Origin of the sequence: Streptomyces sp. NPDC007907, assembly GCF_042959365.1 — a bacterium.
Lineage (GTDB): Bacteria > Actinomycetota > Actinomycetes > Streptomycetales > Streptomycetaceae > Streptomyces > Streptomyces indiaensis.
On sequence record NZ_JBIBKR010000003.1, the window covers coordinates 175,412 to 190,771 of the forward strand.

General features: G+C 69.7%; 11 protein-coding genes. 8 read left to right on the forward strand and 3 right to left on the reverse strand.

Going from position 1 to position 15,360, the window contains the following annotated elements:
* Window positions 1–179 precede the first annotated feature (179 nt).
* The 4 genes from ACFZDI_RS12105 to ACFZDI_RS12120 all read left to right on the forward strand — a co-directional run bounded on the left by ACFZDI_RS12105 (window position 180) and on the right by ACFZDI_RS12120 (window position 5,969).
* Window positions 180–1,922, forward strand: a complete 1,743-nt coding sequence (locus ACFZDI_RS12105; protein ID WP_391249829.1) for a DUF4012 domain-containing protein — start codon at window positions 180–182, stop codon at window positions 1,920–1,922.
* A 207-nt stretch (window positions 1,923–2,129) separates the two neighbouring features.
* Window positions 2,130–4,088, forward strand: a complete 1,959-nt coding sequence (locus ACFZDI_RS12110; protein ID WP_391249831.1) for an SDR family NAD(P)-dependent oxidoreductase — start codon at window positions 2,130–2,132, stop codon at window positions 4,086–4,088.
* Window positions 4,085–4,813 carry a sugar transferase gene (locus ACFZDI_RS12115; protein ID WP_234845985.1) on the forward strand — a complete coding sequence of 243 codons (729 nt, stop codon included), beginning with the start codon at window positions 4,085–4,087 and terminating at the stop codon, window positions 4,811–4,813. Before ACFZDI_RS12110 ends, ACFZDI_RS12115 begins: the two co-directional genes overlap by 4 nt.
* The gene (locus ACFZDI_RS12120; RefSeq protein ID WP_391249834.1) at window positions 4,806–5,969 is read left to right on the forward strand and encodes a DegT/DnrJ/EryC1/StrS family aminotransferase; all 1,164 of its coding nucleotides are present in this window, start codon (window positions 4,806–4,808) and stop codon (window positions 5,967–5,969) included. Before ACFZDI_RS12115 ends, ACFZDI_RS12120 begins: the two co-directional genes overlap by 8 nt.
* A 241-nt stretch (window positions 5,970–6,210) precedes the next feature.
* Here ACFZDI_RS12120 and ACFZDI_RS12125 read toward each other — a convergent pair whose 3' ends face one another.
* The 3 genes from ACFZDI_RS12125 to ACFZDI_RS12135 are packed head-to-tail and all read right to left on the reverse strand — an operon-like array spanning window position 6,211 to window position 8,461.
* A complete protein-coding gene (locus ACFZDI_RS12125; protein WP_234845987.1) occupies window positions 6,211–6,828 on the reverse strand; it encodes an acetyltransferase in 618 nt (205 codons plus the stop codon).
* A complete protein-coding gene (locus ACFZDI_RS12130) occupies window positions 6,825–8,132 on the reverse strand; it encodes a glycosyltransferase (RefSeq protein ID WP_391249836.1) in 1,308 nt (435 codons plus the stop codon). Before ACFZDI_RS12130 ends, ACFZDI_RS12125 begins: the two co-directional genes overlap by 4 nt.
* Window positions 8,129–8,461: a hypothetical protein gene (locus ACFZDI_RS12135; protein ID WP_391249838.1), complete on the reverse strand. Its 333-nt coding sequence runs from the start codon at window positions 8,459–8,461 to the stop codon at window positions 8,129–8,131. The genes ACFZDI_RS12130 and ACFZDI_RS12135 overlap by 4 nt, the downstream gene beginning before the upstream one ends.
* Window positions 8,462–8,734: 273 nt before the next feature.
* Here ACFZDI_RS12135 and ACFZDI_RS12140 point away from each other — a divergent pair, with 273 nt between their 5' ends.
* The 4 genes from ACFZDI_RS12140 to ACFZDI_RS12155 are packed head-to-tail and all read left to right on the forward strand — an operon-like array spanning window position 8,735 to window position 14,796.
* Entirely contained in the window at window positions 8,735–11,416 is a 2,682-nt protein-coding gene (locus ACFZDI_RS12140) for an O-antigen ligase family protein (RefSeq protein WP_391249840.1), read from the forward strand.
* Window positions 11,417–11,451: 35 nt separating this feature from the next.
* Window positions 11,452–12,636, forward strand: coding sequence for a glycosyltransferase (locus ACFZDI_RS12145; RefSeq protein WP_391249842.1), 1,185 nt, complete (start codon window positions 11,452–11,454; stop codon window positions 12,634–12,636).
* Window positions 12,633–13,613 (forward strand): D-glucuronyl C5-epimerase family protein, encoded by a 981-nt coding sequence (locus ACFZDI_RS12150; protein ID WP_391249844.1) that lies wholly within the window; start codon window positions 12,633–12,635, stop codon window positions 13,611–13,613. The genes ACFZDI_RS12145 and ACFZDI_RS12150 overlap by 4 nt, the downstream gene beginning before the upstream one ends.
* Window positions 13,600–14,796, forward strand: a complete 1,197-nt coding sequence (locus ACFZDI_RS12155) for a glycosyltransferase (RefSeq protein WP_391249846.1) — start codon at window positions 13,600–13,602, stop codon at window positions 14,794–14,796. The genes ACFZDI_RS12150 and ACFZDI_RS12155 overlap by 14 nt, the downstream gene beginning before the upstream one ends.
* Window positions 14,797–15,360 lie beyond the last annotated feature (564 nt).

Below are 15,360 nucleotides of genomic sequence, written 5' to 3' on the forward strand. Positions count from 1 at the left end.
TCCCCGCCACCTGACGCCCTGAGGTTTGCGTCGCTTCTTGGTGACTGTCGTTGCTGATTTAATCCAGATGCTTGATTCCGGTGCACTCTTCGATTCATGGGCGGGCAATGAAGGCAGGGAAGGACCCTACGCGCAGTCTGAAGCACGTCGTTGAGAGTGCGTGGGCATACGCGGCCGGGATGGTACGGCGCCGCCGAGTTCTCCTTTGGATTGCCGGAGTCGTCGGTCTGCTGTCCGCCGCGTCGGCCGGTTTCCTGATGTGGGAAGTTCGCACGGTCCAGAGCAATCTTGCTGCGGCCGAGGTGGCGACTGACCGTCTGCAAACGGAGATGGACCGTCATCGCCGGCCCTCGGCCGAAGCGCTGGACCATATCCGGGAACACGCAGCGGCCGCCCGCAGCGCGGCTTCCACACCGGTGTGGGGCATCGCCGAGCGCCTCCCGCTGATGGGCCCACCGCTCCGTTCCGCCCGGGGGTTGAGTGTCGCCGCCGACGACATGGCCACCGGGGTGCTGCCGGAGGCGGTGCGGCTTCATCGGATGCTCGCGTCCGGCCGGCTCGTGCACCGCGGTCGAGTCGACCTCGCTCAGCTTGCAGATGCCACCGACCTGCTGGGAAACGTGCGCCGTGAGCTGACCGGAATCGAGACCCATTTGCGGGGTCTGCCCGGCTCGACTGTGGTCACCCGCCTCGACGTGGCACGGCAGCGAGTGTCCGACCGAGTGACGCGCCTTTCCGACGCGGTCGTCGAGGCGGAGTCGACGGCGCGGCTGCTGGGGCCTGTACTGGGGGCCTCGGGGCCACGCACCTACTTTCTGGCGTTTCAGAACAATGCCGAGGCCCGGGGCACGGGTGGGCTCGTAGGCACCTTCGGCATGTTGACCGCCGACCGTGGGCGGATCACTTTGCACGGCTTCGCATCGGATGACACGCTGCCACGCACCAGCACCCCCGTGGCAGACTTCGGGCCCGCGTTCGACCACAGGTACGGAGCCGCTGAGAGTGCCCAGGGGCTGGCCAATTCCAACCTGTCCGCCCACTTTCCCTATGCGGCGCAGATCTGGGTGGGCCTGTGGCAGCGACACACGGGGCAGCGTCTCGACGGTGCCATCGCGACCGACCCTGCGGGACTCGCCCGCATCATCAAAGCCACGGGGCCCGTCCGGCTTCCGGACGGAAAGCAGCTGACAGCGGAGAACACCGTAGAGTTCACCGAGAGCACGCTCTACGCCTCGTACAGCAACAGCGAACGCAAGCGTTTCCTGGTGCAAGTCGCACAGTCAGTCGCTGCCGCCTTGCTGCACCGTCCTGAGGCGATGCCCCTTGTGCACGCGCTGCGGCAGAACGTCGAGGACGGCCGCATTCGTGTGTGGAGCGCGGACCCCTCAACCGAGTCGGCACTCAGACGAAGCGGACTGGCAGGCGAGATCCCCGAGAGAAGAGGGCCGTTCGCCTATCTCGTGGTCAACAATTCCGCGGGCAACAAGATGGACTACTATCTGCAGCGGTCGCTGTCCTACGAGCTTGGTCCTTGTCAGGACGGCACTCGTTCCAGCGTAGTGCGCATCAGGCTGAAAAATGCCGCCCCCGTCGCGGGCCTGCCCGCCCTCGTCACTCTCCGCTCGGACGATCCCCACGGCTCCAATCCCCTGGGGTCGACCAGCGTCTGGCTTTCGCTGTACGCCAGTTCCGGTGCGCGGTTCACCGGTGGGACGCTGGACGGGCGGCGACTTCTGTTGTCGTCGACCGAGGAGCGCGGTCACCCGGTACTCGGGGCACAGGTGGAACTCCTGCCCGGTCAGACGAGAGAAGTGGTGATTCGTCTGCTGGAGCCGGTCTCGGACCGGCCCCCCGTGGTGCCCGTGCAGCCGTTGGCCCGGCCGCAGACCACCAAAGTACACATCCAGCCGTGCGCGAATTAATCGGACTGTCTGAGTGAATACAGGCGCCGGTGTCCGCTCCCCAAGTTATCGCGCGCCCAGCCGGGCACGAAATCGTACTCACAGAGCGCGCGACAAAAGAAACCTTCTCACCACCCGGAAGGATGCGCGGCGTCCGTGGACATGCCGTCGGCAAAGTGCCGAAATAGATCTTCGGCAACTCACACATCCTGCTGATCGGGGTTCACCTTGCGTGGGGATTGCGCGAGCAACGACAAGCTGACAGCGGTTCATCCTGCGGTCATCCACACCGCACCGGAAATCCGTGCCCGGCCGGGTGGCTGGCCCGGCATGGCTGCCCGGTTTCGCCGGCCGGCGCTGCAAGCCGCCATAGACGCTGTCGCCTGGACGTGCGGCCTGCTGATGGCCGGGCTGGCCACCAGCAGCGCTGCCGATCTGCTGTTCGGACCCGGCGACCTGGTCATCGTCTGTGCCGTCACCTGGACAGCAGCGGTGCTGGCCGGGGCCACATGCGGGCTCTATTCGGGGCGTTATCAGGCACAGACCGGCGCCGAGCTGAGCGCGGTTCTGGTCTCCGCCGGGCTGACGGGACTCCTCTTGGAGGGCGTCTGCCAGGCGGGACTTCTCCTGGTGGGCGGCAGGCCGGCCGTGCTCGGCTTCGCCGCCCTGGTCGGCGTGCTCGCCATGATCACCGCCAGGGCCGCGGTCGCGGCCATCCGGCGCCGACCCAGACGGCCCGCGCCTACCGCCGTCAAGGTGATCGTGTTCGGTGCGGGCAGCGCCGGAACGCAACTGGTGCAGCGGCTGGCCGGCCAGCCTGGCGCGCGGTACCGCCCCGTTGCCCTGCTGGATGACGATCCCGGCAAGCGCCGACTGCGGATCTGCGGCATCCGGGTGCGCGGCGGACGGGAGCGGCTCGCGGAGGTCGCCGCGGAGACCGGGGCGACAGTCATGGTGATCGCGATCGCCGGCGGGTGCCGGGACGGCCAAGTGATCAGCCAGCTGATCACACAGGCCGAGTCGATCGGCCTGGTCACCAAGGTGATTCCGCGCGTTGAGGAACTGGTCGCCGGACCGTTGCGGATTGACGACGTCCGCGACCCACGAATCACTCACCTGCTGGGACGTGCTCCGATCCGGCTGGACCTCGAAGCGGCTGCCGGGCAATTCGCCGGACGTCGCATCCTCGTCACGGGTGCAGGCGGCTCCATCGGTTCGGAGCTGTGCCGCCAGCTGCACCGGCTGGGTCCCGCGTCGCTGGTCATGCTCGACCGGGACGAGTCAGCTCTGCACGCGATCCAGCTCGCGCTGCACGGCCGTGCGCTGCTCGATTCCGACGAGGTCGTACTCGCCGACATCACAGATGCCTACCGCGTCCGCGAGGTCTTCGCGCAGACCCGGCCCGAGATCGTGTTCCACACGGCAGCGGTGAAGCATTTGCCGCTGCTCGAGCGGTATCCGGCCGAGGCGCTGAAGACGAACGTGAGCGGCACGCTGAACGTCCTGCAAGCGGCTGCGGACTGTGGCGTGCAGTCGTTCGTGAACGTCTCCACGGACAAGGCGGCCGACCCGGTGAGCGTCCTCGGCACCTCCAAGCGGATCACCGAGCGGCTCACCGCCCACATGGCCGCCGCATTCCCGGGCACCTGGGTGTCCGTCAGGTTCGGCAATGTCCTGGGCAGCCGAGGCTCGCTGCTGGGCTCGCTGTCCGCGCAGATCGCTGCCGGCGGCCCCGTCACCGTGACACACCCGCAGGTCGCTCGCTACTTCATGACGGCCACTGAAGCCGTCCAGCTCGTGCTGCAGGCCGTGGCCGTCGGAGACAGCGGTGAGGTCCTGGTCCTCGACATGGGAGACCAGGTCCGCATCGTCGACCTCGCCCGTCGAATGGCCGACACGGCATCGCGGCACGTCGAGATCGTCTTCACCGGGCTGCGGCCCGGCGAAAAACTGACCGAGGATCTGCTGGGCAAGGGAGAGCCGGATCACCGGCCGAGGCATCCGCTGGTCAGGCAGGTGCCGGTGCCCGCTCTGGACGCCGCTGAGATCACCGCCATCAGCCACCTCACCGACCCCGATGAGGTTCGCGCCGTCCTGGCGCGCCTCGCCGTCGCGCCCGGCCCCGAGCAGACGACCGGCCAGTCGGTGCTGCCCGGCCAGCCCGAGAAAGCGGAGACCAGCACATGAGCGCCCCACCCCTGCCTGAGGGGAACCCGGCGGACGCGGTGATCGTGGAGGCGCCCACCGCAACGCCCGGCGATGCCCCGCTCGACAACCAGATGCCTCAGCACACGTCGTACCGCGGCAAGCGCCTGCTGGACCTGGTCATCGTCAGCCTGATCATCGTGCCGACAGCACTGCTCTGCGCGATCGCCGCGCTGGCCCACCTGATCGCGCACGGCAGGCCCGTCCTGTTCAGGCAGCAGCGGGTCGGCCGCGACGGCCGCCTGTTCGTCCTGCTGAAACTGCGCACGATGCGCAATGACCCCGTCGGCCAGGAGAAACCGGGTGACGCCGATACCGCTCGGGTAACCGCGGTGGGCCGGGTACTTCGCCGCACGTCACTTGACGAGCTACCCCAGCTGGTCAATGTGCTGCGTGGACAGATGAGCCTGGTCGGGCCTCGGCCGACACTGCCCTACCAGGTACGCCGGTACACCGACCGTCAGCAGCTTCGGCTGCTGGCCACCCCCGGCCTGACCGGCTTGGCGCAGGTGCACGGGCGGCAGCGGCTGAGCTGGCCCGAGCGCATCGAGTGGGATCTGCGCTACGTCCTCCGCCAGAGCCTCAAGCTCGACCTGGCCATCTTGTTCCTCACCGTCTGGACGGTCCTGTCCGGGGGCGGCGCCACCGCAAGCCACGACCAGGATCCGATCGCCCGCAGTTCAGAAAGGATGCTCTCGGATGCCTGACAGCAACGCCCGGATCCGGCTTGCCAGTCCCCATCTCGGTGAGGAGGAGGCGGCGGCGGTAGGCAGGGTCCTGCGCAGCGGCGTTCTCACCAACGGCCCCGAGAACGAAGCCTTCGGACAGGAGTTCGCCGACCGGCACCAGGCGGCGTTCGGTGTGACGTTCTGCACGGGGACGTCCGCGCTGCACGCCATGTTGCTCGCGGAGGGCATCGGCCCCGGCGACGAGGTGATCGTCCCGTCAGTGACCTTCGTCGCCACCGCGACATCGGTGTGCCACGTCGGGGCCACACCGGTCTTCGCCGACATCGACCCCCGGACGTTCAACCTCGACCCGGCATCAGTCGCGGCCCGGATCACGCCAGCCACGCGGGCGGTCATGACCGTGCACTACGCCGGGCAGCCCGGTGACCTCGACGGGCTCGCGCGGGTGTGCGGCGCGGCCGGTGTGCCGTTGCTGGAGGACGCCGCGCAGGCGGCCGGCGCCGAGTACCGCGGCAGACCGGTCGGCACCTTCGGCCGCTCCGCCATGTTCAGTTTCACCCCTGCCAAGAACATCACTACCGGCGAGGGCGGCGTTGTCCTGACCAATGATCCCGACGTCGCAGAGCGGCTGAAGCTGCTCCGCAACCACGGTCAGACCGGGCTGTACCACCATGAAAGCCTGGGCTACAACTGGCGGTTGACCGAAATGCAGGCCGCGATCGGCCGGGTGCAGCTGGGCAAGCTGGACGGCATCCTGCGGCGCAAACAGTGGATCGCGGAAGCACTGACGCAGCGGCTGGCCGGCCTGCCCGGCCTGACGACACCCCATCAGGTACCGAGCGCCCGGGGCACCTGGGCGCTGTACACCTGTCTGCTGCCCGGCATCCGTGACCGAGTGCTCGCCGACCTGTTGGACCAGGGCGTCGAAGCACGGATCTACTTCCCGCCGGTGCACCGCCAGCCACTCTTCGCGCGGCGGGACGACGACACGAGGGACGCCGCGGAACTGCCGGTGACGGAGGATGTCGCCCAGGCGATGCTCTCACTCCCTGTGCACCACCGGCTGACCGAGGCCGAGGTGGCCGAGATCGCCGACGCCGTGACGCTCGCCGTCGGCCGGGCAACCGCGTCGCCGAATGCCACGGATCAGCCGACGTCGGCTGATGTCCGCTGACCACGGACCACATGCGGGCGTTCGCGGCCTGGGCGCGATGGGCCGGAAACCGCGCCCAGGCCCTGGCCGCGCTGCCCGGTGTACCTTCCGTCAAGCTCCACGATCCGGAGCCGACCGGCGGCGCCACGGCCCCGGTCGGCCCGTGCTGGTACCCGGAGGCAATAGCGCGCGCCGGCCGCGGACGTCCGCGGGGCAGCTGGGCCGACGTCCGGTGCGCGGGATCCCGTGAGCAGACCAGGGGTCAGGATTCCCGCGCCCTGGCGGGGACGCCGACGACCAGCTGACCGGCGGCGACGTCCCGGGTCACCAGAGAAGCGGCGCCGACCATGACGGACGGCCCGATCCGTCGGCCCTGCAGCACGGCCGCGTTACTGCCCACTGTGGACCCGGCACCGATGGTCACGTTGCCGGCGATGTTGGCCCCCGGCAGGATGGTCACAAAATCCTCGAGCACCGTGTCATGACCGATGCTGGTCTGGTAGTTGACCTGGACGTGTGCGCCGGTGACGGCCCCGGTGGAGATGAACGCCTGACCCAGCACCACGCAGCCGGGCCCGATCCTGGCGCCGGGAGAGACAACCGCACGCGGGTCGATCACTGTCGCCGCTCGCAGGCCGCGGTCCTCGAACGCCCGGGCAAGCCTGCGGCGTGCGTCGGCGTCGGCGATGGCGACCACGAACTCGTTCCGCTGCCCGTCGGAGGCGGCCAACTGCCCGGGCAGCAGCACCGGACAGCCGTCCACCGTAGTGGCTGCCGGGTGCTCGTCCACGAAGACCACCTCGGGCGCCGCGGCCGTCGCCCGCACCGCGTCCAGCGTCTCCCTGCCGAAACCGCCTGCGCCCACGATGTGCAACGTCACAGCCCCGCCTCCGTCACCGGGTCCCTGTGCGGCGCCGGCTCCGAGACCGCCGCGAGGAATGCGCCCGCCAGGGCGGTCATGCCGTGGTGCCGGTAGACCCAGCGGCGGCCGCGCTCGCCCATCCGCTCCCGTTCGGTCTGGCTCATCACGGCCAGCCGGGCCAGCGCGCCCGCCATGTCCTCCGGTGACTCGGCGGGTACGCACACGCCGCCGCCGGACTCGCGCACCGGGCCGCCGGGTGCGTTGCTCGCGAACAGCACCGGCTTGCCGGACGCCAGGTAGTCGAAGAGCTTGTTGCTGCTCAGGCCGTACTTGAAGACCGCGACATCGCGCAGGCAGAACAGCGTCACGTCCAGCTCGGCCAGCACGGCCGGCACGGCCTGCTTCGGCACCGGCGGCCAGAACAGCACGTTGTCCAGGCCGTGCTGGTGAGCGAGCCGCTGGCACGCGGCCTTCTCCGGGCCGTCGCCGACCATGACGACAGCGACCCGCGCATGACCGGCGGCTCGCAACTGCGCCGCAGCCGAGACAATGGTCGCCACCCCGTTGGCCGGTCCGTGCGAGCCGATGTAGCCGGCGACGAGACAGCCGTCCTTGCGCATGCGTCTGATCCGGTCGATCAGGTCGGCGGCCTGGTTCCCGGGGTCCGCGACGTCCGGGGCGTCCGGCTGCCCCGGTTGGACCGGCCGGGGGAAATCGGCGATCCCGTTGGGCACGTAGTGGATCTTGTTGGCCGGGACGCCGCGGCCTTCCAGGTAACCGGCGGCACCGGGCAGCAGGCAGATCAAGGCGGACGCACGCCGACAGCAGAAGGACTCGACCAGCCGCAGCACCCGGGCAGGCAGCCCCTTCGCGCGCAGCGCACCCATGTCGATCAGTGTCTGCGGCCACAGGTCGCGCACCTCCATGACGAAGCGTGCGCGGCGGCCCCGGGCCGCCAGCCAGGCGGCGAGCACCGCGGCCAGGTGCACCGATGAGCCGACGATCACGTCAGGCCGGTCCAGGCCGCGCTGCGTCGAGAGCACCCGGGCGGCATAGGTGGCCATGTTCAGCACGCGGCGGTATCCGTTGCCGGTGTAGGGCAGCGTGCGGACCCAGACGAAGCGCACGCCGTCGATCGTCCGGGTGGCCGCCTTCTCGCCGGGGGCCAGCCGCTCCTCGCGCCTGCTGAAATGGCTGAAGCTGCTGGCGAATACGGTGACGTCGTGCCCTTTGGCCGCGAGCACTCGGCCCAGCTCGTAGTGCCGGGTGCCGGCGGCACAGTCCGGTGGCGCCGCGTAGTGGTTGAAGATCCAGATCCTCACGCCCCCACCTCCGTCGGAGCCGTCCTGCCGCACCCGACGGCATGCTGCGCAATGGGCGCCTCGTGAACCCGCGTCGCCGGTACGCCGCTGACCCAGACGGTGGCCTCCTGGTCACCGGCGGGTGTCGGCGGCTGGGCACACGGCAACGCCGTGGAAGTACCGCCCGCCGAACGGGCCATGGGCAGGCGGCAATCGCCGCGGTGAGTCAGTAGCCAGCCCTGAACGGTGTGCACGATCAGGTGCGCGTCGCCGCGGCGTGTGAGATGCCACGCGATCGGCGGCGGCTTGACGAACTGCGGACGTGCGCCGACCACGCTCAGCACTTTCACAGCTGTGTTCCCCTGTCCTACCGGTCGTCCGCGCCCGAATTGGCCTGCTTCCGGCGTCGGGCCGAGGCGGCGGTAGGCGGCCCGGCGAACAGAAACCTACTACCCGCAGTGCTCGTGTCGCTACTTTCTGCTACTCGTGCCGCTACATTGTGCCTGCATGCCGAGGCGGCGAGAACATCCGCTGCTCCCAGCAGCACCGATCCGATTCGCGACTCCGGAGGCCGTTCCCTGGTGCTGTCGATCACGAAAAGTCTCCGAGTCCGGCTGCCGGGAGTGAGTCCGGCGGCGATCGGGGGAACACTGGCGACGCGACTGCTGGCCACGGGGATGAGCTTCGCGGCGGGCGTCATCGCCGCGCGGGCCCTCGGGGTGGGGGGCAGGGCCACGTTCGCGGTCATGATCTCGGTTCCCTCCGTGCTGAGCATCGTCACGGTCCTGGGTGTGGACAACGCCAACGCCCGGTTCGCAGGGACTTCGCACACCGCATTCCGGCAGATCGTGCGGTGGAGCCTGGTTTTCTCCATGATTTCGGGTTCCGCTCTGGCGGGGTTGTGGCTGCTGCTCGCTCATCTCTGGCCGCCCGTGCTGCTCGGCGTGCCGTACCGGCTTGCGTTGCTCGTAGCCGCCATGTGTCCGGTGAGCTTGCTGACCACGCTGCTCGGCATGGCGGAGCTCGGGCGTGGCAGAGTCGCGATGTACAACCTGCTCAGCACCGTCCCCGCGGCCGGTTACCTCGTCGGTGTCTGCGGCCTGTCCGCTGCCGGATCACTGACCCCTACCAGCTGCTTCCTGTCGGTGCTGGCCGGCCAGCTGGTCTGCGCCACGATGCTGCTGATCGCGTCCACCACCCGCGTCCACGCCAACGGTGAACCGGTCGCTGCCCGTACCTTCGGCAGCTTCGCCCTCAGGTCGTACCTCCCGAACCTCATCCACTACGGGATGCTTCGACTGGACGTGCCGGTGATCCAGACGCTCGCCGGGGCGACGGCCGTGGCCGTCTACGCGGTGGCGCTGCCCCTGGCGGAGGGGCTGTTGCTGCTGTCGACGACGGTCGCGCTGGTGATGTTCCCCGCCGTGACGTCGGGTGCCGTCGATGCGCGGGCAGCTGCCAAAATCGCCAGGACCGTGTTCGTTGCCGCCGCTACGACGGCCGTGGTGGCGGCGGCTGCTGCGCCCGTCCTGATCCCAGCGGTCTACGGGCAGCCGTACTCCGGTGCCGTGCCCGTGATCTGGGCGATGCTCCCCGGCCTGGTGCTGTTCAGCGCGGCCCGCTCGGTCCAGCCCTACCTGGCGGCCGCCGGCTTGCTCCGGCCGGTGATCACGGGCACGGTGATCGGTGCGGTGGTCAACATCGCGCTTCTCCTGGCCCTGACCCCCCACCATGGCGCCGTCGGTGCCGGCGCCGCCGACTCGGCCGGATACCTGGTTTTCGCGGTGCTGCTCGTCCTTGGAGTACGCCGGGCCGTCCGCGCCCGCCGGCGTCATCCGGCCGAGTACGCCGACGACGAGGCACCGGCGCGCCTCCCGGCCGGGCGGCTGTCCGTCAAGGCGGTCGGCGACCGCTGGCGGGCCGCGTACTCAAGGCTGGAGAAGCCCGTCCTGGCCGACAGGGCGCTCATGATCCGGGCGGGACTCCTGACCGTGACGGGCGCCGGCTGCCTCGCGACGGTGTTCAGCCCTGCCCTCAGTGCCGCCGGCGCAGCCGGCGCCGCCATGCTCGTGGTCGTTGTGCTGGCCCTGATCCCCGAGGTGGGTCTGTGTGTCCTCGGGGCGGCCATCCCGCTCTCACAGTCCGACCTCGGCAACTGGCTGATCACTCCGAGCGTGCTGGTCGCTCTCATGCTCGTCTGCCTGCTGGGCCGTGTCATCGCCGGCCTGGGGATCGCGAGGCCGAAGCCCCTCAGCGTCCTGATCACCGTCGGCACCGTCGGTTACATGGTGACCACCAGCGTCCTGATCAGCGACGCCGACCCCGTGGCTGCGGACAAATGGCAGTACCTACTGCTGATGTGCGCGCCGCTGATGCTGCTGCCGTTGGTCGCCGAACCCGGACGGGCCCTCGACCGGGCGCTCCTGGTGTTCTGTGGCGGCAGCGTGGTCGTGGCGCTGGTCGACATCGTTCGGATCGGCTCCGTCTTCGCGGCGAAGTCGAGTCTCGCCGCTGCCGACACCGCTGTACTGGCCATCACCCAGGAGGGCGCGGCCAACCACAACGCCGCGGGTGCCCTGTTCGTCATGGCGGCCGCGGTTCTGCTCAGGCGCTATCCGACCGTGCGGGGGCGGCTGCTACGGCTGGCCACCGGCGCGGGGGTCGTCGTGCTCGCCCTGGGAGTTGCGTACTCGCTGAGCCGCGCGGCCTATCTGGCGGGGATCGCGGTGATCGTGCTCTACGCCGCCCGGAGATCGCTGCGCGGTGTCCTCGCCACGAGCGTCGGTGCGGTCTGTCTCCTCCCGCTGCTGCCCGCAGCGATCGCGGCTCGGTTCGACTCGATCCTCGGCGGCGCGCCGGACGTCAACTCCGCAGTTCGGCTCGATCTGTGGAGCAGCGCGCTGCGGATGTTCGAGGCGCACCCGGCTCTGGGTGTCGGATATCTGAACTTCGCTCACCAGTTGCCCGCCTACTACCAAGCCACAGGTGATTACGAGGTCATGCTCCTCCAGTTCCCGCTCTTGCACTTCGCTCACAACACCTACCTGACCGTCCTCTCGCAGACCGGCCTGGTGGGCGCGCTCGGGATCGGCTCGCTCGTCGTGTTCGGCCTCCGCCGGGCGTGGCGCGCGACTCGAACCGGTGACCCCGCGGGTGAGGCGGCACTGCTTGCCATGGTCGGTGCCGGGGTCTGCTCACTGTTCGGAGAGGTCCTGCTGGTCCCACCCCTGCTGGCCGGTCTGATGCTGATCGTCCTGGCCACGAAGCCGGCTCCGGCCGACCGACCGGTACCGGTGGCACGATGAGCGCGTCCGTGATCGGGGAGCCGCGGCCGCTGCGCGTGCTGCAGATCACCTCGGTCGCCGTCGGCGGAAGCTGGTTCCACGACCAGGTGCGGGGCCTTGCCGAGCTGGGCAACGACGTCTGCGCGGTGCTGCCCAGAGAGGGCCCGCTCGCCGACCGGCTTCGGGAAGTACCCGGCGTCCGGGTGGAGATCATTCCGTTCGGAGTGCCTCACCGGATGGGACAGTTGCCAGGTCTGGCGGCTGGGCATTGGCGGCTGCTGAGGTTCGTCAGGGACTACAAGCCGGACGTCATCCATTCGCATCTGATCATCGCTAAGCTCGTGGCCCGCATGGTGTCGTTCGCCTACCGGCCGGCACTGGTCGTGTCACAGGTTCCCGGCCTCGTGCATCTACGGATCGCGCCCTTCCGGATCCTGGAACGGCTTTCGCTGCGCCGGGACGATCTCGTGATCGGATCGTGCCGGGCCATCGCGCACCGCTACCAGGCCATGGGCGCGCGGTCGGTCGCGGTCAGCTACTACGGGTGCGACGTCCACCGGTTCGATCCGGCAACCTCACCGGACGCGTTCCGCCGCGAATTCGGCCTCACCGACGACACGCCGGCCGTCGGCATGGTCGCCTACATGTATCCGAGCAAATTGCGGGAGTTCCGCCAGGTCGGCGTCAAGGGCCACGAAGTCCTCATCGACGCTGTCCCCCTGATTATCCGTCAGCACCCCGGCGCCAGGTTCTTCGTGATCGGTGACGAGTTGGTCGGTGACGGGGAGTACCGGCGGGAGCTGGAACGTCGTGCCGCCCGGCTCGGCGTCGCCGACCGGATCCGGTTCACCGGCTTCCGGTCCGACATCAGCGCGGTCATGGCCGGGCTCGACGTCCTGGTGAACCCGTCCATGGAGGAGTCCGCCTGCTACGCGGTGGTGGAGGCGTTGCTCATGCGGAAGGGCGTGGTGGCGACCGATGTCGGTGGCCTGCCGGACACCGTCCAGCACGGCCGCACCGGCCTGTTGGTCCCGCCTGCCGATCCCCCGGCACTGGCACAGGCCGTGAATGCGCTGCTCGCCGATCCCGCAGCGCGTCTGCGCATGGCCTGCCGGGGTCGTGAACTCGCCCTGCGCCGGTTCGACATCGACGAGACCGTCAGCCAGGTGAACGAGCTGTACCACCAGGCACTGGCTTCGCGAGGACGTCGCAGACTGCTCCGCAGGGAGGCTCCGGCGTGAGGGACGACAGGACGCGGGCCGCAACAGCGCTGGTCGCCATGGCGGGGAAAGCGGTGCGCGATCTGCGGCGGCCGAGCTTCCCGGTCGATGTGACGACCCCGTCGGGTGAGAACCTGACGACCGACCAGCCGGGCAGGTACCCGCTGGATCTGCGGCCGATGACGGCCGGGAGCACACTCGACCACGAGCGCGTCGTGGTGACCCGTGCGGCGACCGGCGAGACCTACCGGAACCCGGTCTCGGTCAGTCTGTATGCGCTCGCACAGCACACCGGCGCGATCGCCGCAGGCCCAAGCGGAGTCACTGCGGCCGAACGGCCGCCGGGCGTGCAGGCCTTGCTGTGCCAGGCCGGATGGCTGCGCGCCAGCCAGGACGGCAACGGCGGCTGGCGCTATCCGGTACCAGTCCCCCGGTACGGGGTGCGCCCGGGCTGGTACTCGGCCATGGCCCAGGGCCTTGCGGTGTCCGTGATGCTGCGTGCATACGCCACGACCGGCGAGCGGTCCTTTCTCGATGCGAGCGAGGGCGCGGTGGAATTGATGCTGCGGCCGCTGGAGGCAGGCGGTTGCTCGCACTACGACCAACTGGGGCGACCATTCCCCGAGGAGTGCCCGTCGGAGCCTGTCAGTCACATTCTCAACGGTGCGGTTTTCGCCCTCTTCGGTCTCTGTGAGCTGAGTCGGCATCAGAACGGGACCGCCCACGAACGCGTGGCGTCCCGGCTCCGCGACTCGCTGACCGCCTTCGACCTGGGGTACTGGACCAGGTACGACCTCCGGCACACCGCGCCCGCCAGTTTCGCGTACCACTGCCTGCACGTCGCGTTGCTGACCGCGGCCGGACGCGTACTCGCCGACCCGCGGTGGCTGACGGTGGCTCACGCCTGGGACCGCTACACCCACAGTCCGGCCAGGCGGCTGCGGGCTGCGGCGGGCAAGGGCCGGTTCGTCCTCAGGGAGCGCCGTGACCGATCATGACCAGGTCCCGCGACGGCTGGTCACGTGTGACGCGCCGGACGTGCCGCTGCGCGTCGTCCTGCTCGCGTCGGCCACGTCGGCGCACACCCGGCGCTGGGCGGGCGATCTGGCCATGCGGGGTCATGAGGTAACCGTCTGCAGCTGGCATCAGCCGGAGGTGGGGCCCGATGGCTGGCATGCCTCGTCGGCCTCCACGGGCGCGTGCCTGCCGTTGCGGCTGGTGCGCGCGGGGCACTGGCTGCGCCACGAGGTGCGCCGGACGCAGCCGGATGTCATTCACGTCCACTCGCTCGGCGCGCACGGCATGCTCTCCCTGCTGCTGCCGGCGCGCCCCGCGGTGCCGCTCGTGATCACCCCGTGGGGCTCCGAACTGCGGGCGGCGGACCGGCACGCCGGCCGGGCGCTGGTCGCTCGGCTGGCGCTGCGGCGGGCCTCGCGCGTCGTACCGACCTCCCGGGAAGTGGCTGAGCTGGTCAGGAACCGATACGGGGTCCCCGGCCCCCGGATCACAGTCCTTTCCTGGGGAGTACCCGACGTGTTGCTGGACGCCGGGAACGACGCCGACCCCCGGCCGACGCGTGTGAAGTACGGTATCCCGGCCGAAGCCACGGTCGTGCTGTCGGTGCGCAGCACGTCGGAGGTCTACCGGACACACGAGATCCTCGCGGCCTTCACCCGTGCCGCACGGCACCGGCCCGACCTGTTCCTCGTGTTGCCGGCGGGGCACCGTCCGGCACATGCCGCCGCCAGACGGGCGCAGCAGGAATATCTCGGAGCATTGCGCGCCCGAGCACAGGATGTGTCCGGCCGGGTCCTCGTCATCGATCAGCCACTCGGCCAGGCCGACATGTTCAACCTGATGCGCGCAAGCGATGTGGCGATCTCGGTTCCCCAGGCCGACCAGCGAAGCTCATCGGTTCTCGAAGCCGCGGCTGCGGGGTGCCGACTACTGCTCACCGACATCGCACCGTACCGAGAACTGCTGGGGGAAGGGCTGATGGCGGATCTGCTTCACGATCCGCTCGTCAGCTCTTTGGCTGACGCTCTCTCACACGCAGGGCCGCTCGATGCGAAGGATCGCCTGTCCAATCGGAAGCTGATCGGACAGACCGAGCGCGGCTCCCAAAAGGTCGCCGAGCTCGAACGGCTGTACAGGGATGTGGCCCGCCCGAGGGCGGTGTGATCAGGGCCCCCTGCGTGCCAAGGAGCAGCGAAGAGCGGTTCGCCGTGCCGGCAGGCGAGGCCACGCACTGCCGTTCTTTCAGCGCACGGTGCGGCTCGGTTGCCGTGCTGGAACGCCTGGGCGCGGTCTCCCTGCGCTACTCAACGTGGCCGGCGCGTGCGGCGCGTACGGCGAGCGCCACGACCCCGTCACCGCGCCGGTGACGGGGTCGATGTGCACGATGCGCTCTCGTCACCGGCGGCCGTCTTCGGTCCGGTGACCTGACCTCACCTGTCTCCGCAAGCCTGTGCGGTCCCGCTCGACGGCGATCCGGTCGCGTCAGGTCAGCCGCCACAGGGTTCTGCTCGGCAGAGGCGATCCCCTTGCCGCAGAGAGGAACGGGAAGACCGGTGACCTTTAAAGCGGGCCGCTGACCATCTCAGGCCCTCCTTCGACTTCCCGCTGGGCCGCGCATGGCTCCGATCGGGTGAACAGCCGGGTGGCTCGAACCCGAGGGAGCCGGTGACATGAGCGCCGTGGCGGACGGCGGGCCGTGCCCCTGCGCGAGGCGGCACGGCCCCCCGA